21 protein-coding genes are annotated in these 26,974 nt (G+C 38.8%); 9 read left to right on the top strand and 12 right to left on the bottom strand.

Annotated elements, in window-relative coordinates; translation table 11 throughout:
- Nucleotides 1-30: 30 nt before the first annotated feature.
- A complete protein-coding gene (gene thrS, locus J3455_RS11195) occupies nt 31-1,941 on the bottom strand; it encodes a threonine--tRNA ligase (protein ID WP_130051571.1) in 1,911 nt (636 codons plus the stop codon).
- Between the two features lie 249 nt (nt 1,942-2,190).
- Between thrS and J3455_RS11190 the strand changes: the two genes are divergently transcribed.
- The 4 genes from J3455_RS11190 (at nt 2,191) to J3455_RS11175 (ending at nt 6,863) form a co-directional block, all read left to right on the top strand.
- The gene (locus J3455_RS11190) at nt 2,191-3,204 is read left to right on the top strand and encodes an endonuclease/exonuclease/phosphatase family protein (RefSeq protein ID WP_239978120.1); all 1,014 of its coding nucleotides are present in this window, start codon (nt 2,191-2,193) and stop codon (nt 3,202-3,204) included.
- 64 nt (nt 3,205-3,268) lie between these two features.
- A complete protein-coding gene (locus J3455_RS11185) occupies nt 3,269-3,715 on the top strand; it encodes a DUF3010 family protein (RefSeq protein ID WP_130052294.1) in 447 nt (148 codons plus the stop codon).
- A 222-nt stretch (nt 3,716-3,937) separates the two neighbouring features.
- A complete protein-coding gene (locus J3455_RS11180; protein WP_349561737.1) occupies nt 3,938-5,653 on the top strand; it encodes an AMP-binding protein in 1,716 nt (571 codons plus the stop codon).
- Between the two features lie 235 nt (nt 5,654-5,888).
- On the top strand, nt 5,889-6,863 hold the full coding sequence (locus J3455_RS11175; protein ID WP_349561736.1) for a transposase: 975 nt from the start codon (nt 5,889-5,891) through the stop codon (nt 6,861-6,863).
- 256 nt (nt 6,864-7,119) lie between these two features.
- On the opposite strand, the gene gdhA is transcribed toward J3455_RS11175, so the two are convergent.
- The 3 genes from gdhA to J3455_RS11160 all read right to left on the bottom strand — a co-directional run bounded on the left by gdhA (nt 7,120) and on the right by J3455_RS11160 (nt 11,216).
- Nucleotides 7,120-8,472: an NADP-specific glutamate dehydrogenase gene (gene gdhA / locus J3455_RS11170; protein ID WP_130051575.1), complete on the bottom strand. Its 1,353-nt coding sequence runs from the start codon at nt 8,470-8,472 to the stop codon at nt 7,120-7,122.
- Nucleotides 8,473-8,553: 81 nt separating this feature from the next.
- Complete coding sequence (locus tag J3455_RS11165; RefSeq protein ID WP_130051576.1) at nt 8,554-9,027, bottom strand: hypothetical protein; 474 nt, start codon at nt 9,025-9,027, stop codon at nt 8,554-8,556.
- 2 nt (nt 9,028-9,029) lie between these two features.
- Complete coding sequence (locus J3455_RS11160; protein WP_349561735.1) at nt 9,030-11,216, bottom strand: LruC domain-containing protein; 2,187 nt, start codon at nt 11,214-11,216, stop codon at nt 9,030-9,032.
- Between the two features lie 223 nt (nt 11,217-11,439).
- Here J3455_RS11160 and J3455_RS11155 point away from each other — a divergent pair, with 223 nt between their 5' ends.
- On the top strand, nt 11,440-13,596 hold the full coding sequence (locus J3455_RS11155; RefSeq protein WP_349561734.1) for an ATP-binding protein: 2,157 nt from the start codon (nt 11,440-11,442) through the stop codon (nt 13,594-13,596).
- Here the strand turns inward: J3455_RS11155 and J3455_RS11150 are convergent, their stop codons facing one another.
- From J3455_RS11150 to J3455_RS11135, 4 genes are all read right to left on the bottom strand, one after another.
- Nucleotides 13,597-14,982, bottom strand: a complete 1,386-nt coding sequence (locus tag J3455_RS11150) for a M28 family peptidase (RefSeq protein ID WP_130051579.1) — start codon at nt 14,980-14,982, stop codon at nt 13,597-13,599.
- A gap of 119 nt (nt 14,983-15,101) precedes the next feature.
- Nucleotides 15,102-16,010, bottom strand: coding sequence for a diguanylate cyclase domain-containing protein (locus J3455_RS11145; RefSeq protein WP_130051580.1), 909 nt, complete (start codon nt 16,008-16,010; stop codon nt 15,102-15,104).
- Between the two features lie 61 nt (nt 16,011-16,071).
- On the bottom strand, nt 16,072-16,467 hold the full coding sequence (locus J3455_RS11140) for a VanZ family protein (RefSeq protein ID WP_130051581.1): 396 nt from the start codon (nt 16,465-16,467) through the stop codon (nt 16,072-16,074).
- 3 nt (nt 16,468-16,470) lie between these two features.
- The gene (locus J3455_RS11135; RefSeq protein WP_256854441.1) at nt 16,471-17,301 is read right to left on the bottom strand and encodes an alpha/beta hydrolase; all 831 of its coding nucleotides are present in this window, start codon (nt 17,299-17,301) and stop codon (nt 16,471-16,473) included.
- Nucleotides 17,302-17,458: 157 nt separating this feature from the next.
- Between J3455_RS11135 and J3455_RS11130 the strand changes: the two genes are divergently transcribed.
- The 3 genes from J3455_RS11130 (at nt 17,459) to J3455_RS11120 (ending at nt 21,305) form a co-directional block, all read left to right on the top strand.
- Nucleotides 17,459-19,306 carry an ABC transporter ATP-binding protein gene (locus tag J3455_RS11130; RefSeq protein ID WP_349561733.1) on the top strand — a complete coding sequence of 616 codons (1,848 nt, stop codon included), beginning with the start codon at nt 17,459-17,461 and terminating at the stop codon, nt 19,304-19,306.
- A gap of 171 nt (nt 19,307-19,477) precedes the next feature.
- Nucleotides 19,478-19,990 (top strand): putative outer membrane beta-barrel protein, encoded by a 513-nt coding sequence (locus J3455_RS11125; RefSeq protein WP_178926917.1) that lies wholly within the window; start codon nt 19,478-19,480, stop codon nt 19,988-19,990.
- Between the two features lie 22 nt (nt 19,991-20,012).
- On the top strand, nt 20,013-21,305 hold the full coding sequence (locus J3455_RS11120) for an Ig-like domain-containing protein (RefSeq protein WP_130051585.1): 1,293 nt from the start codon (nt 20,013-20,015) through the stop codon (nt 21,303-21,305).
- 61 nt (nt 21,306-21,366) lie between these two features.
- On the opposite strand, the gene J3455_RS11115 is transcribed toward J3455_RS11120, so the two are convergent.
- Nucleotides 21,367-21,783, bottom strand: a complete 417-nt coding sequence (locus J3455_RS11115; protein WP_178926916.1) for an MAPEG family protein — start codon at nt 21,781-21,783, stop codon at nt 21,367-21,369.
- Nucleotides 21,784-22,088: 305 nt separating this feature from the next.
- On the opposite strand from J3455_RS11115, the gene J3455_RS11110 reads away from it, so the two are divergent.
- Complete coding sequence (locus tag J3455_RS11110; RefSeq protein WP_130051587.1) at nt 22,089-23,288, top strand: Nramp family divalent metal transporter; 1,200 nt, start codon at nt 22,089-22,091, stop codon at nt 23,286-23,288.
- A gap of 67 nt (nt 23,289-23,355) precedes the next feature.
- Here J3455_RS11110 and J3455_RS11105 read toward each other — a convergent pair whose 3' ends face one another.
- The 3 genes from J3455_RS11105 to J3455_RS11095 form a co-directional block, all read right to left on the bottom strand.
- On the bottom strand, nt 23,356-24,582 hold the full coding sequence (locus J3455_RS11105; RefSeq protein WP_349561730.1) for an amidohydrolase family protein: 1,227 nt from the start codon (nt 24,580-24,582) through the stop codon (nt 23,356-23,358).
- Nucleotides 24,583-24,593: 11 nt separating this feature from the next.
- The gene (locus tag J3455_RS11100; protein WP_130051589.1) at nt 24,594-25,976 is read right to left on the bottom strand and encodes an amidohydrolase; all 1,383 of its coding nucleotides are present in this window, start codon (nt 25,974-25,976) and stop codon (nt 24,594-24,596) included.
- 112 nt (nt 25,977-26,088) lie between these two features.
- Nucleotides 26,089-26,874: a hypothetical protein gene (locus J3455_RS11095; RefSeq protein ID WP_167657727.1), complete on the bottom strand. Its 786-nt coding sequence runs from the start codon at nt 26,872-26,874 to the stop codon at nt 26,089-26,091.
- Nucleotides 26,875-26,974: the final 100 nt, after the last annotated feature.

Below are 26,974 nucleotides of genomic sequence, written 5' to 3'. Positions count from 1 at the left end.
GCTGTTTGTTATGCCCTACACGCTCATGATTTATTGTCGATTTTTAATTTCTTCGCTTACTTTAGCGATAAAATCATCAACACTAAATTTGCCTAGGTCTTCACCTGTGCGAGTACGTACTGCCACCTCTTGCTGTTCAACTTCTTTATCGCCAACAACAAGTAAGTAAGGAATACGCTTTAACGTATGTTCACGGATTTTAAAGCCAATCTTCTCATTTCTCAAGTCAGCAGCGGCTCTAATTCCAAGTTTATTTAATTTTTGTACAATTTCTTGCACATAATCAGCTTGTTTATCCGTGATATTCATGATCACTACTTGCTTAGGAGCAAGCCATGTTGGGAACAATCCAGCATATTCTTCAGTTAAAATACCGATGAAACGCTCAATTGAACCTAAAATAGCACGGTGGATCATTACAGGTGTACGACGTTCATTGTTTTCTGCAACATAAGTTGCACCTAAACGACCCGGTAATGCAAAGTCTAGCTGCACTGTACCACATTGCCAAGCACGATCTAAACAGTCATAAAGTGTAAACTCAATCTTAGGACCGTAGAATGCACCTTCACCTGGTAGGTAATCAAACTCAATGTCGTTTGCTTTAAGTGCTTCAGCAAGCGCAAGCTCTGCTTTATCCCACATTTCGTCTTCACCGATACGCTTTTCTGGACGAGTAGAAAGTTTTACAACAATCTTCTCAAAGCCAAACGTTTCGTATGTGTCATAAACCATTTTAATACATGCAGAAACTTCATCCATGATTTGCTCTTCTGTACAGAAGATATGCGCATCATCTTGTGTAAATCCTCGCACACGCATTAAGCCGTGAAGTGCTCCTGATGGTTCGTTACGGTGACAACAACCAAACTCAGCCATACGTAATGGTAAATCACGGTATGATTTTAAACCTTGATTAAAGATTTGTACGTGACCTGGGCAGTTCATAGGTTTGATTGCATACTCACGCTTTTCAGATTCAGTTGTGAACATCGCATCTGCGTATTTGTCCCAATGACCTGATTTTTCCCATAAACCACGGTCCATCATTAACGGGCCTTTTACTTCTTCGTAATCGTACTCACGTAGCTTTTCACGAACGAAGTCTTCTAGTTCACGGTAAATACTCCAGCCATCATTGTGCCAAAACACCATACCTGGAGCTTCTTCTTGCCAGTGCCATAAATCAAGTGCTTTACCAATACGACGGTGGTCACGCTTTTCAGCTTCTTCTAAGCGTTTTAAATATGCTTTAAGTTGCTTTTTATCTGCCCATGCTGTGCCGTAGATACGTTGCAGCATTTTGTTTTCTGAATCACCACGCCAATAAGCACCTGCCACTTTCATAATTTTAAAGTGTTGGCAGAATTTCATATTTGGTACGTGTGGACCACGACACATGTCGATGTATTCTTCGTGATGGTATAAACCCGGACGGTCATCTTTTGCAATGTTCTCGTCTAAAATTTCCATCTTATATGTTTCACCACGCGCTTCAAAAGTATCGCGTGCTTCTTGCCAGCTTACGGTCTTTTTAACAACGTCGTAGTTTGTTTTTGCAAGCTCAAGCATACGCTTTTCGATAGCATCTAAATCATCTTGGCTTAAAGAATGTTCCATATCGATATCGTAATAAAAACCATTATCGATGGTCGGACCGATTGCCATTTTTGCTTCAGGGAAAAGCTGCTTAACCGCATGACCAATAAGGTGCGCACACGAGTGACGGATGATCTCTAAACCATCATCATCTTTTGCTGTGATAATTTCTAATCGCGCATCGTCGGTGATTAAGTCACATGCATCAACACGGCTACCATTAACTCGACCTGCAATGGTTGCTTTGGCAAGTCCGGGACCGATATCGCTTGCTACGTCATATGTGCTTACTGGGTTTTCAAAACTACGCTGACTGCCGTCAGGGAGGGTAATAACTGGCATTATACATCCTTAATACAGTGGTGATGCCTACAATGCATCACATGTAATATTTTAAAATTAATTTTATGTAACTCTGCAACGCTTTTACGAATAAGCATTGCTAATTAAGCTCGTATTTACTGAGTCTTCGCAAATACAAGCGACCATTGTCGCCGCTCACGTACTCAAATACAAGTAATTAGAAGACTAAATTGACAATTAGTTAACTCATTTCATACTTAATGAGTTAATACTTTTAAGGTAATCAAGATGTCAAACTCGCGTTCTTTCAAGTTTGCAACGTTTAACTTATTAAATTATACCGCGCCCCCCTACTCGTTTTATCAATTGCATGAGCGGTATAACAAAACTCAGTGGCAACAAAAACAATTGTTTGTTGCTAATTTTTTGAGTGAATCAAGCCCGGATGTGGTGGCATTTCAAGAAGTGTTTAGTCAACATGCCTTAGAAGTTCAATGTAAAGAAGCTGGCTATGACTACTTTAAAACAGTCGATAACCCATCTCATGATGCGTTGTACCCGCAAGTATTGTTCAACCCTGTGGTTGCAATTGCAAGTAAATACCCATTTAAATCAGTTGAAGCACTAGCACCTTGCCCCGAATTACTTGAGTATTTAAATAATCAAAACGAGTTCAAATTTAATCGCACACCTATTAAGTGTTTAATTGACCTTCCTGAATTTGGTGAAGTTTGCTTTTATGTGGTTCATTTTAAATCACAACGAGTGCAGTCAATGGCGCACATACTTAATATACATAACCTTGAAGATCCACTTTTGCAGTTGCTACACCAGACAGTTGGCACCATGCAATCACAAATTTCACGATCACTAGAAGCATCGATTGTTTATTATGACGCCCTTAAAACCCAGCGAGAAAAACAGTGTGCAACATTAGTTATGGGTGATTTTAATGATGTACTTACCAGTCCGACATTGTCATTTATGACTCAAGGTTTTCACCCAACTCGTTGTGAACCCTGCATAGAACATAACGAACCCGTTGTTGGTTTAACAGACAGCTTTGAGTTTAGCCGCTGTTTTAATGAGAATAAATCAAAACCCTTCAGCCATTATTACCAAGGGAAAGGTAATGTGCTTGATTACATTCTCGCCTCAGCGCATTTTAACCCTGATTGCCAAGTTTCTAAGGTTAAAACGCTCGACTATGAAAGTTATGACAAACATATTTCACCGACACAATTAATCGAAGATATCAGTGTCAGTGACCACAGTATTATTGCTATAAAAATTCATTTTTAAAGCAACTGTTTTTCATAACGTTACTTGCTATAATTGCGCAAATTAAGTTATTTAGAGAATGACCATGAGAACATGCGGTGTAGAAATCACAGGTAGTGACGTACTACTTTGTATTTTAACCAAAGACAATGATGTATTTGATATCCGTGACATCAGACAAACACGCTTTACTTTAGCAAATGGTAATGACACTGAGGTTATGCGTAAATTTCAGTTTGATTTTAGAAAGCTAATGCAAGATTATCAAATTGACTCTGTTGCGATTAAAGAGCGTCAGCCAAAAGGTAAGTTCGCCGGAAGCGCGAAAGGCTTTAAAATGGAAACAGCTATTCAGCTGATTGACGAATTGGATGTACAGATTTTTTCTGCAACGACAATTAAAGAGCAGCTAAAACGTAACCCCTTACCTATCGATTTCGAAGATACAGGCCTTAAGAAGTTCCAGGAAAATGCCTTTATCAGTGCCTATGTATACCTAATGCGTAAGACATATAAGCAAGACGAACAATAACCTAACAATAAAACGTGCTTCGGCACGTTTTTTATACCCACGATTCCATTTACTTTTCTGTAATCTCAAAATCCCTCTGTACATTAGTCTTATATAGCTTTCATTTGTCGACAATCTATGTTTAGTTAATTAGGTACGCATGTTTTGAAAATCACCCACAATGTTTTTCAATTCTTTTGCATCAAGTCCACGACAACAAATTAACCGGACACGGAGATAACAATGCAGACAAAGAACACACAAAGTAATGCGCTTCCACTTTCTCATAGTTATTATAAAGGTTGCACAGACAGTCCTTTGATAGATAAAACAATCGGGCAGTATCTTGATGATATTGTCGACAATTATCCAGAACACCCCGCTATAGTGGTTCATCATCAACAGATCCGTTTAACTTATAAACAATATCAACATCAGATTAATCAGCTTGCCATGGGGTTGTTAGCTATCGGTGTTAAACCTGGTGACCGTGTAGGCATTTGGTCACCTAATAATATTGAATGGTGCTTAACCCAATTTGCCACAGCCAAGATTGGGGCAATAATGGTATGTATTAACCCTGCATACCGACCAAACGAGTTAAAATACGCTCTGAACAGTGTTGAATGTTCAACACTTATCACAGCAAGTGAGTTTAAAGCGAGTAATTATATTAGCATGCTCAATGAACTAGCGCCTGAGCTTAGTAATTCAGAACCTGGTGAATTAAATTTAAGCGCTCTACCACATTTAAAAAACATAATTCGAATTGGTAACGAGCCAGCACCTGGGATGTTTAGTTTTAGCGATATTATGCAACGCGCTACAGATGCCCATAAGCTAGAGCTTGATGCAATTGCTGCCACTTTGCATTGTGACCAAGATATCAATATTCAATTTACTTCTGGTACCACAGGTAATCCAAAAGGAGCTACTTTATCGCATAAAAACATCTTGAATAATGGTTTTTTAATGGCACAAGCGATGAAACTTACTCATATGGATAAACTTTGTATACCTGTGCCCCTTTATCATTGCTTTGGTATGGTGCTTGGTAATTTAGTATGTATAAGTAAAGGTGCCACCGCGGTTTTTCCTGGTGATTCATTTGATCCTAAAACAACCCTTGAAGTGGTTGAAAAAGAACGTTGCACTGGTTTACATGGTGTACCGACTATGTTTATTGCCGAGTTAGAACTCAAAGAATTCGCAAACTACGATTTATCTAGCCTACGTACAGGTGTTATGGCCGGTTCTACGTGTCCTGAACAAGTAATGCGTAAAGTTCATACTTTGATGCATATGACAGAAGTGGTAATTGGCTATGGTCAAACTGAATGTAGCCCTATCAATAATGTTACAGAAACCGATTCACCGCTAGAAAAACAAGTGACCACGGTAGGCCGTGCATTAGCACATACTGAAGTTAAAATCATCGACGAATTAGGCGACGTACAAAAAGTAGGTATACCCGGTGAAGTATGTAGCCGTGGCGCAGGCATTATGCGTTGTTATTGGAACGACGAAGAAAAAACTAACGCAACTATCGATAAAGAAGGCTGGTTACATTCTGGTGATCTAGGTGTAATGGATAAAGATGGATTTGTTGCAATAGTTGGTCGTATCAAAGACATGATTATCCGCGGTGGCGAAAACATATACCCAAGAGAAATTGAAGAGGTTCTGTATACCTACCCCGGCATTCAAGATGCAGCAATTTTTGGTATTAGCGATGAAAAATATGGTGAAGAAGTCTGCGCTTGGATACAACCCAAAGATGATGCAGTGCTTGATGAAAATGCCATTCGCGAATTTTTAAAAGACAAACTTGCCTATTTCAAAGTACCAAAATACATTCGCTTTGTTGAAGAATACCCAATGACAGTGACTGGTAAACTACAAAAATTCAAAATGCGCGAACAAATGCAAGAACTCCTCAGCGAAAAAGCTTTTTCGTAATCATTTGCTTGCAAAATACAACCTAATTTCAGCCAAGCTCAGCAACGCCTGAGCTTTTTAAATTTATTAGGACTCCCATGTTATGAAAAGATATTTAGACACCCATTTTAATTCTAAAGAGGAAACTCAACTCTATTTCTAAAGAATAAATTTAAAAAAGACACCCAACTTAATATTTCTCACTTCTCAAAATTATGACTAAACTTAAAATGTTCAACTCATGGAGGAGAAGAGCATGGCAACACCACGGAAGAACTTAATTAGCCTTTCAAACACACCTTATTACCACTGTATTTCACGTTGCGTTCGCCGCGCTTATTTATGTGGAAAAGACCCACTTACTGGTCGCTCTTATGAGCACCGGCGCGATTGGGTTGAAACGAAATTACTTCAGCTTGGCAATATATTTTGTATTGATATTTGTGCTTATGCTGTTATGAGCAATCATACTCATTTGGTACTCCATGTTAATTTAAAAAAATCTAAGCGATTAAATAATAAAGCTATTCTTATAAGATGGCACAAGTTGTTTAAAAGCTCTTTTTTATGTCAACGGTATTTAAGTGGTGAATTACTTACACAGGCGGAGCTCGCAGCTTTAAATGCTCGAATTAATATTTATCGAGAAAGGCTAAGTAGTATTAGTTGGTTTATGCGAGTTCTTAATGAAGGTATTGCTCGAAAGGCCAACAAAGAAGATGGCTGCAAAGGGCGATTTTGGGAAGGCCGTTTCAAATCACAAGCTTTGCTAGATGAAGCTGCGCTTGCTGCTTGTCTTGCTTATGTTGACTTAAACCCGATTAGAGCCAAAGCAGCTGATTTACCAGAAAAGTCCGACTACACAAGTATTAAAATGCGAATTCAATCATCTGAAACAGGTAAGCAACCGAAAGCACTCATGCGCTTTGCTGGTGAGCAACATAAACGTACACCTAAAGGTCTGCCATTTGACCTAAAAACATACCTGCAACTCGTTGATTGGACTGGCCGCTCTATACGAAATAATAAACCAGGTAAAATACTTGATGAAGCGGCCCCAATTATAGAAAGGTTAAATATAAGTGCTAGCAACTGGCTTTCACTCACGACCTCATTTACACGTTCATTTAAAAATGCAGCTGGTAAAGAGCAAGCAATTACAGCTCATGCAATACACATGCAAAGAAAACGAAGAAGCTCAATAGCTAATAGCCAAGCTTTGTTTTGCTAAATTCTAAAACTATACAATCACTTCTTTTATTTCTCTATTTTTATAAATCGTAAATGTCTACGTTTTGAATTTTATTTTAGCTAGAATTAATAACTAATACTTAAATTCAAATAGTAAAAAAGAACTAAACATCATTTGTATATAAAATGTGCTCAAACAAATGCTGTGACAACCTACTTTTTACATAAGTAAAAGTGGGTGTCTTTTTATATTTCATTTTATATTACTAAAAAGAATATTTTTTAATTATGAAGCATTACACAACACCTTGTTTTAACATTGCATCTGCAACTCTTTCAAACCCCGCTATATTCGCACCAAGTACAAGGTCGTATTCGTTAGAATACTGTTTAGCTGTCGATGAAATAGTATCAAAAATTGACTTCATAACTTGCTGAAGCTTCTCATCAACTTGTTTCGGCCGCCATTTTTGCATACTTGCATTTTGAGCCATCTCAAATTGGCTCGTGGCAACACCGCCCGCATTTGCTGCTTTGCTTGGTCCTAAAAAGACATTGTGCTTTTTAAATACTTTAAGCGCATCGACTGTGGTTGGCATGTTTGCGCCCTCACACACGATCAAACAGTTATTTTCTACAAGTGTTAAAGCATCTTTTTCGGTAATTTCATTTTGTGTTGCACACGGAAGTGCAATGTCGGCTTCATATTGCCATACTTGATGACCTTCACTAGGGTATTGATTAACAGGCGTAAATTCAGCATCTTTATGCTTGTTCAAATAATCCCTAAGCTCAGCTCCTTTTTCTTTCTTTAAATGCTTAACTAATTTCACGTCAAGTCCATCCTTGCAATACAGTGTACCTTTTGAATCGCTACAACTTAGTATTATTGCATCATATTCATCGAGTTTTTCCATCAGATATAGCGCAACATTACCAGCTCCAGACACTAAACACCTCTTCCCCCTTAAGGACTCACCTTTAGCATCTAGCATTGCACTCAAGAAATAAACGATACCATAGCCAGTTGCTTCTGTTCTTAAAGCTGAACCACCCATAATTTCTGATTTTCCGGTAAGTACACCTTGAAATTGATTAGTGATGCGTTTGTATTGACCAAATAAGTAACCTATTTCTTTAGTGCCAACACCAATATCGCCGGCAGGAACATCTGTATTTGCACCAATGTGACGATAAAGCTCTGTCATGTATGACTGGCAAAAACGCATAATTTCATTATCACTTTTACCTTTTGGATCAAAGTCAGCACCACCTTTGGCTCCTCCTAAAGGTAAATCTGTCAGTGAATTCTTTAAAACTTGCTCAAAGCCTAAAAATTTAACCACACTTTGATTAACACTCGGATGGAAACGCAAGCCACCTTTATATGGACCTAGGGTCGAGCTAAATTCAATTCTAAAACCACGGTTAACGTGGACTTTGCCATTGTCATCAAGCCAAGGTACCCTAAAAACTACCTGTCTTTCAGGCTCAACTAATCGCTCTAATATAGCATGTTCTCGATATTCACTATTAGCTTCAACTACCTGACTAATTGATGTCAACACTTCTTCAACAGCTTGATAAAACTCTTGTTCGTTTGGGTTAGACTCTTTTACAGTTTGCAGTACCTCTTCTATATATTGCATATCAAAATCCTATTTTAAGCTGTTGAAAATAATCGGTCTCTTAAAATTAAACTTAAAAAAACATAATATCGATCACTTATTTTAGCGAATACTAAACACGGATGGTTGCCTATCATCATACTGCCAATAAAAACGTAGAGGCTCATTTTGAGAGTCATAAAACCACACTTCAGCCACCAGCTGTATCGCATTGTTTGCAAGCATCACACTAGATAACAATTTGCTTTGTTTTAATGGAGCACGCAGTAAGCACTGGCTGTAATCTGCTCTATTATCATCACCTTTTAGACAAATATTTACATACGCTCTGCTATCACCCATGTTTAAATCAACATCTACGCTTAGTTCCATTTTGCTACTTAAATCAAATTCCGGTTCAATCATTAAGTCCGCCATTGTCTCTGTTTCTTCACTTATATCTGTTCCAGTTGTTTCAGTAGCTGTACTTGTGGTGGGTGTCTGTATAGCACTTTCAGTCTTAATTGATGAGTTGCTTTCGCCACCACCACATGCTGACAACATTAGGCTAAAAGTTATTAAAGTATAATATTTCATGATTATTCTCCTCGTAAAATAACATTTGCCAGCTTTGCACTATTAAACCAAAGTGTGCTTTCACGCCCAGATGACTCTGCAAATATTTTGAATTCGCTGTAAGCTAATGTTATATCAACTTTCTCTTTTGGATGTGCCCACTCAGCTCCAACCTCAATAGCCCAAGGTAAACCGGTAGGTGATTGAAAGTAATATCCAAATAGGTTATTTGATGCATCATCACTTTCAGGGTAATTAAAAAAGCTTTGGTCAAACTTTTCTGTCGGTGCTTGATTTTTTAAATGAACTTCCCAACTTCTTGGGTCTTTTCCACTTAAAAATTGCCCATGGCTGAAACCAGCTGCTCCAAATATAAAAGGATCTAAAGTGTATTTCGGTGCATTTACTGAAGAAACACCGGTATTTAAAGAAACGCTCAAAGTAAAACCAACTTTACTACTGGTATAGCAACCATTCTCAGTACGAAAGAAACTGCACCCGCTTTGGCTGCTTACATACGACCAAGTATCTGGCATTATAATGAGAATGGCATCATCAACACCTTCTTCTAACACGGTGTGTGTCTGCACTTCATTATTAATAATTAAACTAATCTCGCTCTCATTTACTTGGTTTCGTAATATTCGCTTTAAACTTCCACCTGAGGACTGAGCTAATCTAACAGCAAAACCGTTATGGTAACTTGCGCCTATTCCTACTAATTCTCCTTCAATCTTATAACCAAGCGCTTGGCCATCTTTCTCTATTAACTTTGTACGATAATTAACAACTAAATCATTAAAATCATAATCACCGGCAAATGGCCATTGATCTTCATAAGCAAGGGTTACCCAGCCATTTTCACTTGGGTATACTAAGCTACCATATGTTGTTACTGGATAATCTTCTACCTCGCCACCTGTTACCCCACCACTGGCTGTAATTGGGCTTAACTCACTGCCATCGGTCACACGAAAACGAGCCCATGTAGCCCCCATTACAGCATCACTAGGTACATCGACTAGTACACTATTATCACCTTGATTTAAGCGATATTTACTCACTGTAATTTCATCAGAGTCAAACTGGAAGTTTTGATCCCAATCAAACCAAGCATATAAATAACCATTATCATTAGGGGCTGTTACTATTACCTGACTAGTAGAGCCAGCAACGAAATCAGTTACAAACTTAACGCCATCATCAGAGCTATCGACCGGAGATGCCTGTAAATCGGCTTCTATGTTGATATTTTCACCATCAACATATGCGCCTAGATAAACTAAATTTGATTGGTCTTCATTAGGGTCAAACAAATGACGGGCACCACTATCAGCAAGTACTGTTTTATATGGCATGGGTGCATCACCAAAGTCTATTGAATTATCAGTTACTTTTACTTCTGCAATAGCGCAGCGTGCACCATCATTTTGGTTTGAAGTAGGCCCCAAAGTAAATACTGAAGCGGTCGGTGTATAACCATCTACAGGGCTTTTACCTAAATCTACTTTATGGATTTTACCACTGCGGTTATTACTAAAATAAAACTGACCTTGTACATCAAAATAACTGGCACCATTTGCACCGGTATCGCCGGCTATGTCGAGGTTTGCGACAAAAGTGGGTGTCTTATTATCTAAATCTATCTCATATAAGTCGCCATTTGACTCAACCGCATATAAAAGATTGCTATGAGGATGAAACGCAAAATCATAAATAGCTAACCCCCAATTAGCTGAGTCCGCTACTAATTCTGCTTGATACGCATCAGATGGTTCTGCTAAATCTATACCAAACAAGCCAAATTTTGGGTGATATAGATAATAAATAGCCTGATTAGTTTCACTATTTACCTGAATATCACCAACATAAAAGTTGGTGTCTGGTAGTCCATTTACATTTAACCGCTCTAATATGTATTCGTCACCAATTCGCACAACACTTTTCGGGGATTGTTTACTAAAGCCATACATATATTGGTCTTTATAATTAAAGCCAACCGCATTGACACTTTCGTTGTTAGCTTCTGAAGTAAAATTGAGTGTTGCAGCTAGCACTGTAGATTTAGCAGATACTAGGTCAACGCCAAACATTTGCGCGGGTTTTCCCTGAATCAAAAATGCTTTACTTGGGCACTGCTGAAATGGTGCTGCACTTACGAAGCCCGTTGCAAGTGCGAATAGTAGATAAGCGGGTATGTTACTTTTCATAATGACACTCTCCTGTGGATGTGTAATTATTTAAAGCAGCAACTATTCCAAAAAATAAATAGCTTTATAACAATACCTTATGAACGAGCAATCCAAATTACTTGCAAGATGCGAGAAGGATAATTGCAAAATGCAACTCTTTTTGGTCACATAAGCGAATCATCCCCACTTAAAAGAATGGCATGCTAAACTAATGCGGAATAAATTTATAATAAACCGCACTATGAAACTTAAAACCTCTTACCTTCTGTTTTGTATCTTATACCTCAGCAGTGCTTTTGCATCAACGCTGCAAAGCAACATTGATGAAGCCATTACAATCAGCGACTATCAAAAACGTTATGAGTATTTAATAAGTATTGATAAGCACCTTATCGAAACTGCCAGCCTTGCAGAGCAAATAAGCTTTAATGTTAGATTGATACACGTTTATATACACTTAGGAAAGTTTCAACAAGCGCAAACTATTTTTGATGAACTTGAATCCATGCCCCAATACAAAAACGACTCCCCTATTTATAGCGAGTTGTATCTAGCTAAAGCGCGATTGGCATACAGACAAAATGACTTAGAGACCGCTATTCAACTGTCTCAACAAAATGTTGCCCTTTTTCAGCGTTTGCAATTTACTGATTATGAGATTGATGCCGTGGCGAGCCTTGTTAGTGCTTATCATAATTCTGGAAAGTACCAAGCAGCCTTAACCCTTTTAGAGACGTACATTCACAACGATAAACGCGAATTAACATTAAAACAAAAAGAGATACTATACCAAGGTTACTCTCGTAACCTTGAACAGTTAGATCGTTTGACCCTTGCTCTGGAATATAAATTAAAACGTCGAGAAGTAATTCAGAAAATGTCGCCGTCTATTTCACTGCAAGCTGGTATAAGTTATTCAATTGCGCAAAGTTATTTAGATTTAGAACAATTCGAAAAAGCAAAAGGCGAATTTAACACAGCCTTATATTTTGATAAGCAAACTGGAGCTCTTTCTGATATCGGACATAGTCTTGTTAAGCTATCACAATGTGAATATGGGCTAAAAAACTACACTTCAGCACTGGATTACGCTAAACAAGCACAACAAGTGTTTGCGAGTTATAACAGCACTCGAAATTCTGCCTGGGCAAACCATAATATTGCTATAAATTTGCTAAAAATGGATAACCTAGAACAAGCATTAGCAATTGAAGAACAAGTGATCACTGAGCTCAAACATGACGATCACTTATATATAGATGTGTTACTCACATTAGCAAAACTATATATTGGCTCTACTGAACTTAAACAAGCTAAACATTATGCAGAGCAAGCCTACCAATTAAGTAAAACCAAGAATAAACAACAAAAACAAATCATTGCCCTTGAGCATCTGACAACAGTGGCAGAAAAACAAACAGATTATCAACAGGCATTTTTATATCAAAAAACGATTACTGAGCTTGAAAAAGGTTTTTCCCGTAACAACTACAATCAACGTTTAGCTGAGCTGCAAAACTCCATTGCTATGCGCGACCGCGACTTGGCTATTCAAGATTTAAAGCTCCAAGATAATGAAAAAAGCCAAGCTATTGCCTCTCAGCGCCAAACTATCCTATATAGTATTTTAATATTTAGCTTGCTTTTAGCTGTAATGGGCATCGCATTATTAAGAGTGAGACAGAGAAAACAACTCATTGAACAGCGTCGAAATTATCTAGATAAACAAATTAGTCAACGTAGTAAGTTATTATCACAAGTTGCTCACGAGCTAAGTGATCCACTAACGGGTTTACGCTTACACCTTGAAACCCTTCAAGCAGGCCTAACTCAATTTAATGAGCTCACTTACGAAAAGCTCAACCAAAAAATCACCGACATGGCTACTTTAGTCAGTGATTTAAATAAAATATCACTACTTGAACAAAATAGCTTTCAGCTCAACCTAACAAAAATTAATGCTGCAGAGTATTTCCAAAGCTTACACGCAGATATGATTATTCAACTTGATAAGTTTGAAGTTGGGTTCACACAAAATATAACGGATGAATTAACACTAGAATGTGATGCAACAAGGCTTTCACAATTATTTGCAAACTTAATCAGTAATTCGATTAAGTACACGCAGCAGCCTGGGAAAATTAATTTTACGATTAGCCAAAACCAAACACGGTTATTAATCTGCTATGAAGATTCAGCCCCTGGCGTCAGCGACGAGAGTTTAGCAAAGATTTTTGACCATCTTTATAGAGTGCCAGACTTAAAAACAGTGAAACAATCAGGTTCAGGAATTGGGCTTGCGATTGTAAAACAAATTGTCGAAGCCCATAACTGGCGTATTATGGCAGCTCATAGCGAACTGGGTGGTGTTCGCTATGACTTAACTATTCCTATTTAGTTATTTGTTTGGCCATTCGAATGCGCCAACATCACCAGGAAATACAACCGGTGATTCAATACCATCTTTGTTCACAGCAGCAACACCAAAATAGTAGTTATCTATCACGACATTTTTCAGTGTTGCTTCTGTTACTTTGCCAACATCACGGCTAAATTGCCATTGTGGTTCGCTGGTATAACGCCAATAGATTTTATAACTAACCACCGTTGGATCATCACTTTCATCCCACGCTAAGGTTGTACTTGGCTTTACAGCACCTGAAATACTAACGCCCGTTGGCGGTGCTGGAGCCCACGCTATTGAAGCCATAGTCACCGCATTTAGTGAAGTTAATTTCGCTGCATAGGCAAAATCAACATGGTCAATGGTGTCACCATAGGTAATACCATTTTCAGTACGTAAGTCTTGATGCTGTTGGTTGTAGTTTTCGTTGGTTTCCATAATACGCACAGCCGCAAAGCCAACATCGTTAAATGGACGATGATGCCCTCCTCGACCAAAACGATCGAGTCGATATATCAACATGGTATCCAGATTCTCAATGTAGCGGTCTGCGATTGTATCTATGTAACGCGCAAGGTTACGACTTGCAGAGTCAACTTCCCCCCCCGTAAAACGGCGTTTATGGGCTTGCTCTTTTGTTTCTATAACGCGAGTACCTTCAGAGAAGATACGTGCAGTTGTGTTATCTGTTACCCCATTAATGCCCGTTGAGTTACCAATCATGTCGTTGTTTAAAACACCATGAACACGCCAATTATGATCTTGAGCGTATTTAGCTAAAATTTTGCCGCCAAACAAGCCTTGCTCTTCACCAGATAAAGCTGCATAAACAATTGATCCATTAAATTTATACTTTGATAAAACTCGCGCCGATTCCAGCACGCCAGCCACACCAGATGCATTATCGTTAGCCCCTGGCGCATCTGAGGTATAGTCCATTACATCAGAGGCTCTCGAATCAATATCACCCGACATCATAACCATGCGATTAGCATCAACTTGACCGCGCTGAATAGCCACAATATTGACAACTTCAACCGGGTTTGGAATACGCTTTTCACCGGAAATAGTGTCTTTTACTTCAATGATTTCTAGGCAGTTACCACAAGCTTTAGAAATCGCCTCAAACTCAGACTTGATCCAACGTCTTGCAGCACCAATACCACGCGTATCTGATTTCGTCTCAGAGAGAGTATGGCGAGTGCCAAAGTCAACCAGCGTTTGAATATCTTGCTCTATACGTGTTTTAGAAACGGCACTTGCAATTTCATGCAAAGCTTGTTGTTCTTTATATTGAGGTGTTGTGGCATGAGCCGCCGCTACCAATAACAGTGATGAGCTAAAAAAAGCACTATTAGTTATTATTTTACGCTTAAACATAGTTTCACTCCTTCAATGAATCATTCAAGGCTAACTAATATTTCATTTCGTGCAATAGTTATGAGTTAGAAAACAAATTATTAGGTTGAAACCATATACCTGCTGTAGTTTATGATACGCTAACCTGTGTTTTTAGCGCCGGGTAACTTTATTCCATCATTATAAAAAACCATACGATTCCCCCCTTCATTCTTTGCTTTGTACATGGCTTTATCGGCACACTGAATTAAATATTCAGCATCACCATAATGTTCAGGAAACAGCACGGCACCAATACTGGGTGAGTAGGTAAGCTCCGCATCATTGTAAACTAAAGGCTGACATATCTCCGCTATTAGCTCATCAACGATTTTAATAACATCACTTTTGTGTTTAATGCTATTGAGAATAACCACAAACTCATCGCCGCCTAAGCGCCCTACACTGTCTTCCTTTCTCAAAACATGACGAATGCGCATTGCAATCGTTTTTAATAGTTTGTCGCCAGCGCCATGGCCATGAACATCATTAACTTGCTTAAAACCATCTATATCGATAAAAAGTACTGCAATCACTGTTGAAATAGTATTTGCAATTGATAATGACTCTTCAAGTTGGGTAGTTAAATAACTACGATTAGGAAGATCGGTGAGGGGGTCGTGTCCCGCCATATATATCAGTTTTTGTTCGAGATTTTTTTGCTCTGTTATGTCATAAGCGATAGCCACTCTGACTTGTTTTTCTTTTGACCAATAGACAGACCACAATACATGAACCACTCTGCCATCTTTCCTTACCCAACGATTTTCAAATCGTGGATGCTGATCATTGACCACAATTTGGTTTATGGCATTAATAGTTTTGGCCCTGTCCTCTGGGTAAACAAAGTCCAGCATATTCCTATCTATAGCTTCTTCTGGTGTGTATCCGAAGATTGTTTCAAAGGCAGGATTAGTAAACAATAACGTACCTTTGGCATCAACTACGCATACAGCATCGAGTAATAGATCAATAATATCTGACAAATAATCTGAGGTATCTCTGTTCATACGCAACTTTTAGGCTTGGTCTACACTGATTATAGACGAAACCAAGCAAGTTACTGAAAGTTTAGCTCTTAGTTGGATATAACTTTTTGCAAAGCCAAGCTGAAATAGCACTGAATACTGCGATACCCGCAAAGTCAGCAATTAAATCGATAAAATCTAATGTTCTCGATTCGACAAAATACTGGCTTAGCTCTTCTAAAATCACAAACGTACTAACAATCAACACAGCTAAATAGATAGGTCGTCCCCCTACAGCCATTGTCTTAAATTTAAAGGCAAGGTTGATGAATAACGTGAGTAGACCAAATAAGCAAAAATGCCCCAACTTATCACCGTAAGGAATGACTGCAACGAGATCAAAAAATACCGACTTTTGTCCGGTATTAGCAAGGTAAATAACCCAACCTATAAAACCAAAAAAGCCTATGGCAATTAACACAAGAATACGTTGAAACATCCTTTATGGCGCCATATGAGAGGTTAAAAATAAAAATTGATAGGCAATTACTTTATTCCAATAGTGCCAGTCATGAATGCCTGGGCGTTCAATATAATCATGGCGAATACGCAGGTCTAACATAGCTTGATGTAGTGCTCTGTTTTGCTCTATAAAAAAATCACCTACACCAATATCAAGCATAATCGGTAAGGTATCAGCCCCCTTTTTCCATGCCGTATTGCCTGCAGCAATTTTATGAAGGTTATTAATAATGGCTATGCTATCCCATTTTTCTTTGTTTTCAGCGTAACTGCCGAGTACTTTTGCAAGGTCAAACTCTGCACTAAACGGCCTAACATCGACCCCCGCAGACATCCCTGATACTGCAGCAAACCGTGCTTGGTTATTGATAGCAATATGCAACGCGCCAAACCCTCCCATCGATAAGCCTGTGATTGCACGCCCACTTTTAGACCGATTGGTCGAATAGGTTGAGTCTATATAATTGACTAAATCTTCAGCGATGTAAGTCTCGTATTGCGAACTTTTGTCGATATCTGAATCTAGATACCAAGAGCCATAGTTACCATCAGGATTAACAATGATAACATCATATTGATCTGCTAGTTTTTCTATATCTGTAAGCTTTGTCCAATCACTATGATTGCCACTGTAGCCATGTAAGACATATATAACATTGTATTTTTTTGATTCTTGATAGCCATCCGGTATCGTCACCGTCACAGGTTTTTCTATGGCTGTTTTTTTACCTTTAAACGTATAGGTGTCGGTTTGATAAGCATAAAGCGGTAAGCTGAAAATGATCGATAACGTACAGAGAAACTTTTTCATCATAATTCCTTTTTCTTATTATATTTTCATTTATACGACTAGATGTAAATAATTGAATAGTGATAGATTTTAATATTAGTTTTTAAATTAAATGAACTGCTAAAAATACACTCAAATGGTATAGTAAGGTTACTTTGATTATTAAAAAGCGTCGTCTATGTATCGTTTATTTGAGCGGATGACCAATCCGTTTCCGAAAGAGCAACCTTCTCAACCACCTAATAGCTTATTCGCCTTTTGTCGTCATTATACACGAGGCATGGAACTCTCATTGCTATTAATGTCTTTAAGCGCAGCTGCACTCGCGATTCTAGAAGTCTCGCTTTTTAGCTATATGGGGCAATTAGTTGATTGGCTCGGTCAATACACCCCAGATACCTTATTTATTGAGCAGCAGGCTGAGCTTACAAAAATGGCAATTGTGCTGCTGGTAGTATTGCCCATAGTTGTATTTTTTCACTCAGCAGTGTTACATCAAGCGCTACTGGGTAACTACCCTATGTCTATCCGTTGGCTAGCGCACCGTTATTTGCTTCGTCAAAGTGTTAGCTTTTATCAAAACGAATTTGCTGGTCGTATTGCGACAAAAGTCATGCAGACCTCATTAGCTGTTCGTGAGTCAGTGATGAAACTGCTCGATGTACTAATGTATATCGTAGTCTACTTTGGTGCCATGGTATTTTTAGTCGCTGAATCTGACTGGCGTTTGATGCTGCCATTGTTAGTTTGGTTAGTCCTTTATGCTGCAATTCAGTTGTATTTTGTGCCCAAACTCAAAAAAGTAGCCAGCTCGCAGGCAGATGCGCGTTCGGAAATGACCGGACGTGTGGTTGATAGTTATACTAACATTTCAACAATCAAATTATTCTCGTATACGCAGCGTGAAGAGCAATACGCAAAAGACAGCATGGATGTGTTTTTACAGCCGGTATATAAGCAGATGCGTTTAGTTACCAGCTTGAACTTTTCTATCAATACTCTTAATTATTTGCTGGTATTTAGCATTGCCGCTTTGTCATTGTATCTGTGGTCTATTAGTGCCATCAGTGTTGGGGCTATCGCTATTGCAGTGAGTTTATCTCTTAGATTAAACGGTATGGCACAATGGATCATGTGGGAGATCAGTAGCCTGTTTGAAAACATTGGTACTGTTGCTGATGGTATGAAAACCCTATCAACGCCGATTGAAGTAGATGATAAAACAAATGCGAGCACCCTTAACGTTGATAAAGGGTCGATAAGCTTTGAGAATGTGCAATTTAACTATGGTAAAGCGGCTAACGAAACCCATCGCGGCCCTGTTATCAATGGCTTAAACCTTGATATAAAACCAGGTGAAAAAATTGGTTTAGTTGGTCGTTCTGGCGCTGGTAAGTCGACCCTAGTGAACTTATTACTGCGCTTTTATGATGTTGACTCGGGCACTATCCGTATTGATGGTCAAAACATCGCTGATGTAAGCCAAGAAAGTTTACGTAAACATATTGCGATGGTGACGCAAGATACCTCGCTGTTACATCGCTCTGTAAAAGACAACATTCTTTATGGCAGGCCAGATGCAACGGAAGAAGAAATGCTCGCTGCTGCAAAGCAAGCTAAGGCACTCGAGTTCATCGAAGACTTAGAAGATAGCAAAGGTAATAAAGGCTTTGCTGCACAAGTCGGTGAGCGAGGTGTGAAGCTTTCAGGTGGTCAGCGACAGCGTATTGCTATTGCCCGTGTACTGTTAAAAGATGCTCCAATTTTGATATTAGATGAAGCAACTAGTGCCCTTGATTCAGAGGTAGAAGCGGCAATTCAAACCAGCTTAGACGATTTAATGACGGGTAAAACGGTTATAGCAATTGCGCATCGCTTATCAACTATTGCACAAATGGATAGACTCATTGTGCTTGATGAAGGTGGCGTGGTTGAACAAGGTTCTCACCAACAATTAATTTCACAAGGTGGCATCTACGCTGCCCTGTGGTCACATCAAACCGGTGGTTTTATTGGTGTTGAGTAATTAAGTTTTTGTTGTATTTAACTAGCTAACTGGTACTTGTATCTTCAAGCTAGTTATTTACAGTTTCAAATATAATTCAACCAGTTGTATGTAAATTAACAATTACGCTGCTTGATTCCACTAATACTAAACGCTAGTATCGACCCTAATATAAACACAAGAAATTAAATTATGAAAAAGTATATTTTGCTTTTACTATTTGCAGCTAGTTTTCAGACTAAGGCAGATACGTACTATCTAGGTGCTGACTATATGCTCAGCGATATTGAAATTAGTAGTGAAAGTGCCAAACCAACTGCTACCTTCTTAAGAGCAGGTGCCAGCAACAATAATATGGCATTTGAGGCACAGTACTTAATATCAAGTGATGACGACAACATTTACAATTTAGAGTTTGAACTTGAAAAAAGCGCCGCCCTCTTTTTTGTTATGCAATCTGATGTGGTTAACGGCTTTGGGCTTGATATTTCATTAGGCTATGCAAAAAACGAAATGATCGTTAATTCAGCATCTGAAAAGCTCCCCACAAATTATAATTATGATGGCTTTGCATGGGGAGTGGCAGTTCACCAGCAGATACCTTATATCAAAAATACACAAGTGAGATTAGCCTACCAATCTTTATTCAAAGGAGACGACGTAGAAATCAGTGGTGTAACACTTGGCCTTACTTACCATTTTTAAATAGCTAATCGAAAGGATTTTCATGAACACGCAGTTGAACGTATCAAAACTTTTCAGTATCTCATTAATTGTTAGCGCTATTTTGGGTTGCGGATCTGAAACTGACTCAACTCAGTTAGCAAAAGAAGTTGAACTTGAAAAGTTACGCCAAGAAGGCACTATCATTGAGTCACTTAGTATTGAAAACTACCAAGTTCGTTTAAAAGAAGGTGACACCCATCAATTGAAAGTAACGGGTATAGATTCAAATGGTGAGTCTAGAGACGTAACCAATGAAATAACCTGGCAAACAAGTGACGAGAGTATTGCTAAAATCAATAGTAATGGCTTGTTAACAGCTCTAAAAAATTCGCCATCTAGCCAAGGGTTAATTACTATATCCGCGACGACTATAAATGATATTAGTGATGAAAAACAAATATCTATTGCAGATGTGGCGGCAGAATCAATTAAATTAAAACAAGTCATTCCTGCAACAGACTCTATCAATACATGCACGCCTGCGAGAGTATCGGCCGATATAACCTACGTTGATGGATATACTGCATTAAATAGCTTGAGAGATATAAACCTAAGTGTCGATGAAAATACTACTGCCAAAATCAATCAGCAAGGCTTTGTATATACATCTGCTGCAGCTGTTGAAAGCACTGTAATTACAGCTGCAATTGGCAATGTTACCGATCAATTATCTGTTGTTGCAGATCCTAGCAATTTAAAAGAAATTAATGTTTCGTTTAATTCGGAACAAGACAGTGAGTTAAACATCAGCGTTGGAGATCGAATCCAACTTGCTGCCAAAGCGGTATATCAAAATGGCAATTCAGAGCAAACAGAAGACATTAGCTCAAGTATCAAGTGGTCTGCAATCAACAGTAACTTTATTGGTTTAACACCAAAAAGTATTGACGATAGTGATTCGACAGCTAGTTTTCTTGCCCTTAAGCCCGGGACCACACAACTATTAGCTGAATGTGGTAATAAGCAAAAGATTACAACAGTACAGATTGAAGGTGACGCTGAACTTGATTCTTTAGAAATTAACGATGGCGCTAGCGAGTATTCAATATCTCCTTTAGGCACTATTGAACTCAAATTGTTCGCGAACTATAGCTCAAATCCAACATCTTTAAATGTAACTGAGTTTGCTAATTGGAGTATTAATAACAGTAACCTAGTAACGACTAAAATAGTAAATGCGGGAACAGCTCAAGCCGCCTACAAGGTTACAAGTACCTCAAATACATTGGGAACAGTATTGATCACAGTTCAATATGACACAGAAATTAGCAGTGTTTTAATGAATATCGAATAGTTACTTTTTCAATTTAAACAACATCAGGTGAGGCATTTAATCTCAATACCTCACCGACCTTTTAGAGTAAACGTAAGCCTATTAACCCCAACATCACCATGTTAGCCATTGCAGCAATTAAAAAGAAATAGCTTCGAGGGCTCGGGTTCTTTTCGGTTGCTATCATATAATACAAAAGCATATGGATAATTCTGGCGATCACATACACCCATATACAAAGCGCAAATGCACTACTATTCAAGTTTAGAAAAAAACCCAGAAATACTGTCGCTAAGAACAACGGACTATTTTCTAAAGTATTCATAAATGTTCGATGCGAGCGAAACACAAAGCTATCATGACTCAAAGAATTATCTATCTTACCGGGCACTGCGTTTGGCTGCTTTGCTTTACTGACAGCCGCGATTATCCACTGAATAGTCAGCATAATTAGATAAACATACACAGCAAAATAGGCTGAAAAAGTAAGTACAGGCATTTCTTATATCCTTTTATTCAACAACAAGTAAGCCTATATCTTGCAAAAACCCGACCAAAATAACCTATTGATTTATAGATACAATTTTTATCAACTTCAAATGTATTACACCATTACTTCGTAAACTGTATAAATTTTACAATTTCAACGTGCTCTTATGTTCTGATGATATCTACAAAGATAATCATCTCTTTTACTTTACCCTAACCTTGAGTCTCTATACCCTTAAGATCTTTTTCTAAAACGTTAGCTGTTTTTCATCTTATTGTTAAAACACTAAACAAATAATAATAAAAGGTTTTATCATGCGTTTAGGTCCCGGACTTCTAGTCACCGCCGCTTTTATTGGCCCAGGAACCATCACTACTGCAAGTGTTGCAGGTGCCAATTTTGGCTTTGCTCTTATTTGGACGTTATTGTTTTCTGTCATAGCAACTATTTTGTTGCAATCAATGGCTGCCCGTCTCGGCGTAGCTACTGGGCAAGATTTAGCGTCTGCACTTAGGACAACCATTCAAACACCTATTTTTAAAGCACTCGCAGCGATATTAGTGATCAGTGCCATTGGTATTGGTAGTGCTGCCTATGAAGCGGGCAATCTGACTGGTGCAAGTTTAGGGCTGCAAGAAATTATGCCATCTGTCAGCCCAATGTTATGGACACCACTTATTGCAGTATTAAGTGCAGTGCTTTTGTACACTGGCAAGCACAAAGTAATTGAAGGTGCGTTAATTGTTTTAGTGGTGTTGATGAGCTTAGTGTTTATATCAACGCTCGTTATGGCCGCTCCACCTCTTAATCAGATATTAAAGGGCTTTATACCGAGCTTACCAAATGATTCAATTACCACGGTACTGGCCTTGATAGGCACAACAATTGTGCCCTATAACCTGTTTTTACATTCAGGAGTACTTGCTGAAAAACACGATAGTTCTAAAAACATTAACAAAGTAATTAAAGAAACGAACCTTGATACCAGTATCTCAATTACTTTAGGAGGTATAATAACCTTAGCCATTCTATCAACGGCATCAGTGGCGTTTTATGGTAGCGATGCAGGAAAAATATCAGCGGCTAATATGGCCGTGCAACTAGAGCCTCTCCTAGGTGGTATGGCACATTATTTCTTTGCTATCGGTTTATGTGCAGCTGGCCTAACTAGCGCAATTACTGCCCCACTTGCTGGTGCTTATGCTGTTTGCGGTATGCTTGGCTGGTCAACACAAATGAGTGATATGCGGTTTAAACTTGTCGCCATTATTATCCTCGTTTTTGGCTCACTTGTCGCATCACTTGGACTTGATCCTGTTGCGGTCATCATCTTTGCGCAAGCGGCTAATGGTTTATTACTCCCAATCGTTACCTGTTACCTTGTTTGGTTAGTTAATCAAAAATCTATCATGAAAGAACACACCAACTCCTTGCTTGTTAACCTTGTAGTCGCCCCGGTACTACTACTTATATTTGGCCTTAGCCTTTATAAACTCAGCAATCTAATTTTTTAAATTTTACTATTACGACATATGCATTAAAAAGGCCGCAAATGTGCGGCCTTTTTGATATCTAAAGCGCTTATTTTGTGTAAGCGCGTGGCATCGCTGAGTCAGTTGTATAACGATCGCGTAGTTTATCTTGACGCGCTTCTGTTGAAACCTCTTCACCGTTGATCCACATTTTGCTTACGTGTGAGTTAAGCTCAAATGGATCTGCCGACCACATAACTAGATTTGCACGTTTACCTTTAGCAATTGCGCCTGAGTTTAAACCAAAAACATCAGCAATGTTGCTGGTTACTGCACTAAGTGCTCCTTGTTGGCTCATACCATAAGACACTGCATTACCCGCATCAAAACGTAATTGGTAAACATTATGGCTTGAGTCACCGGCAACACCAATAATGACTTTTACACCCGCTTTTTCAAGCTTACCTGCGTTAGCAAGGTTTGCATGTAATGAATCAAAGCTACCCGGTAAGTTTGCCATTGAGCTAATAATCACAGGTACATCAGCTTTTGCTAGCGTATCAGCAACCACGACAGCATCGTCACCACCATGAATCACTAAGTTAATGCCATAGTTTTCTTTTAATTTAACAAGTTCATAAATGTCGGATGCACGCTGAACACTCGCAATCAGAGGCATATCACCAGCAAGTACAGATGCTAGGACTTTTTGCTCTGTTGATGGCTCTTTTTTGTCATCTTTTTTAGCTGACTTTTCGCTTTCAAGCTTGTCGATAAGTGTTTTCATCGACATAGCACGTGAGCCTTTGCTCTTTTCGCCTAGGTGAACAACAAGTGCAACTTGTTTTTTATTTACACTTTCGAAGCTACCAGATAAATCAACTACAGATGCAAGACCAGCAAATATACTTTCACCGCCGTTTGGTACAATCACATCTTGAGTAATGCCGCCTTTGCGTGCATAAGGGATCAAGCTACTACGTGGGTTGAATGCAAGGCTTGGATCAAAATCGATACCTGCTTTGTCGTCACCACCATCACGTGAACCTGCAACAGCCCCCACTTCTACTAGACCTAATTGGTTCATAGTGCCGATAAAGCCAGCAGTCACGATTTGGCCTTTTGCATCAATGGTTGTATCAGCGTTGATAGATGCCGGGTTAATAGCAACAATTTTGCCATCTTCAATAACAACACTTGCGCCTTCTAACACACCTTGCTCTGTTGAAGTGTGTAGTGTTGCATTTACAATCGCTACCGATGCAGCACTTGCTGTCGCAGAAAATAAGCCAGCAGCAACAAGTGACAGCTTTAATGATTTAGTTAATTTTGTCATCAATGTTACTCCTATTTTTGACCTAGCATGAAATCACTTTGTGCTTGGTATTTATCATCATTACGATCATAAACTTTGGCACCATCGATAAATACTTGCTCTGCTTTAGCATAAACACTGAAAGGATTTTGGTTCCAAATAACCACATCAGCTTGCTTACCTGCCTCAAGTGAACCAGTCTTATCATCAATACCCAGCGATTTAGCCGCGTTTGAGGTGATCCATTTGATTGCGTGTTGCTCAGAGATGTCATAACCAACATCATTCGCACGGTACATAACTTTACCAGCTTCTTGGTTTAAACGTTGGATTGTTGTATCTGAGTCTGAGTGAACCACTGCACATGAATTTTTAACTGCATCAACAATTGCTACGTTCTCTTGAACCATGTCGTAGGCTTCCATTTTAAAGCCCCACCAATCTGGCCAAAGTGCCGCACAGTTACCATTTTCAGCAAGTAAATCAGCAATTTTGTATGCTTCAACACCGTGATGGAAAGTGCCTGAGTGATAACCGAACTCTTTACCAAGGTCGATCATCATGGCCATTTCTTCTGCTTTATAACAGTGGTTATGAATTAAAATGTCACCTTCTAACACACCAGCTAAAGTATCTAGCTTAATGTCGCGATGAGGTGCAGCAGGGTTTTTACCCGCGGCATAATCACTTTCGTATTTATCCCACTCGCGTTTGTACTCTGTTGCTTCAATCCATGCTGTGCGATACCCAGCCATGTTCCCCATACGGGTTGATGGTAAAACGCCTTTACGGCCATAAACACGTTTAGGGTTTTCACCACACGCCATTTTTAAACCATATGGTGCATCAGGGAATTTCATACCCTGCATTGTGTGCGAAGGAATATTCTTAAGTGTTACACCACGACCACCAATTAGGTTAGCTGAGCCAGGTAGAATTTGTAATGACGTAATACCACCTTCACGAGCACGGTTGAAACCAGGATCTTGTGGCCATACTGAATGCTCAACCCATACTTCTGCAGTAACTGGGCTGGTCATTTCGTTGCCGTCTTGGTGAGATGCCACTGATGGGGTTGGGTATGCACCTAAATGTGAGTGCACATCAATAATTCCAGGTGTTACCCATTTGCCTTCTGCATCAATCGTTTTGTCAGCTTGTACAGAAAGGTCTTTACCTACTTGCTGTACTTTGCCATCAACAAAGAAAACATCTGCGTTATCTAAACGTTCACCAGTACCTGTTAAAACAGTTGCATTAGTGATTAAAGTACTTTGTGATGCAAGTGGCTGATAGGTGCTAGGGTATGGATTTTTATTAATTGAGACTTTTGGATCTTGTGGGCCATTGTCTTGGCAGCCCGCTAAAGCGACACCAAGCGCCATAACCAACAAGGATGGTGCAAATTTTTGCATTCTTACGTTCCTCTTTTTTATTATTAGATTACTTTAACTAATTGTTAACTTTAATGCGACTAAACGAGGCCAGTCACCAATATTCAAGACGAATAACCAGCCTCACAGGACACTATTTCTTTATGTAGTTGTTATATAGCTGCTCTAACGCACCTTCAGTAGTTAAACTAGGATCTTTGTTGATAAAATGTTTCACAGTCCGAGTTACGAAGTCAGAGTTTTGTTTATGCTGCTTCGCAAAGCTTTTGATTAGAGAATCAGCGTCATTAGCTGCTGTAACCTTTTCGTGCCTATGCCGGTATTGGCTTAAAGCACGATTAAAATCACCATTATAATCCTCAACCACTAGCTTATAAAATTCAGTACGATCTACATTCAAATCATTAATGCAATAATTGAGCGCGTCTTTAAAGTCATAAAAGACTTTGCCTTGCACATCAAATTCAGCACGCTTTTCGCGAATTGTTACGTTGGCATCTTCGGTTGCATAACTATAACCTTGGAATGCAATTCGCTCTGCAGCCTCAGCGCCTAACTTCATACCAGCTTTTATGCTGTGCACAAATTCATCACTCATATCGTGAAGTTCGCTTTCATGCCACATGTGATAAATTCTTAATGCTTTAGCGTATTTTGCTGAAAGTTTCTTTTTTAGTTTTGTAACTCGCCCATCAATGGTCAATACACGCTCGTTATGCAGTAATGCAAAGCATTCATAACAAGTTGGAATTGATATAAATTCAGCCTCTTCGCCCAAATCTATAATGCTTTGCAGCATATGTAGTGGCGGACAAAAATCTCGCTCAGTTGCTTCACAACCACAATAAAAACATTGATTAAAGTGTTTTGATTCAGATGCATAGGCTTGTTGATAATAGCCTGCTAATTTTGTGGTCACTCATGCTCCTTATACTCTGATTTGCCTTTTTAAGAAAAGGTAGAGTTAATACTTAAATGTAACAGCCACGTAAAAATTAAGCCTTTAATACGAGCTAAAA

The organism is Pseudoalteromonas sp. NFXS39 (genome assembly GCF_040148775.1).
GTDB lineage: Bacteria > Pseudomonadota > Gammaproteobacteria > Enterobacterales > Alteromonadaceae > Pseudoalteromonas > Pseudoalteromonas apostichopi.
The sequence above is the reverse complement of the archived record's forward strand: the minus strand, read 5'-3'. Positions and strand labels throughout refer to the sequence as shown.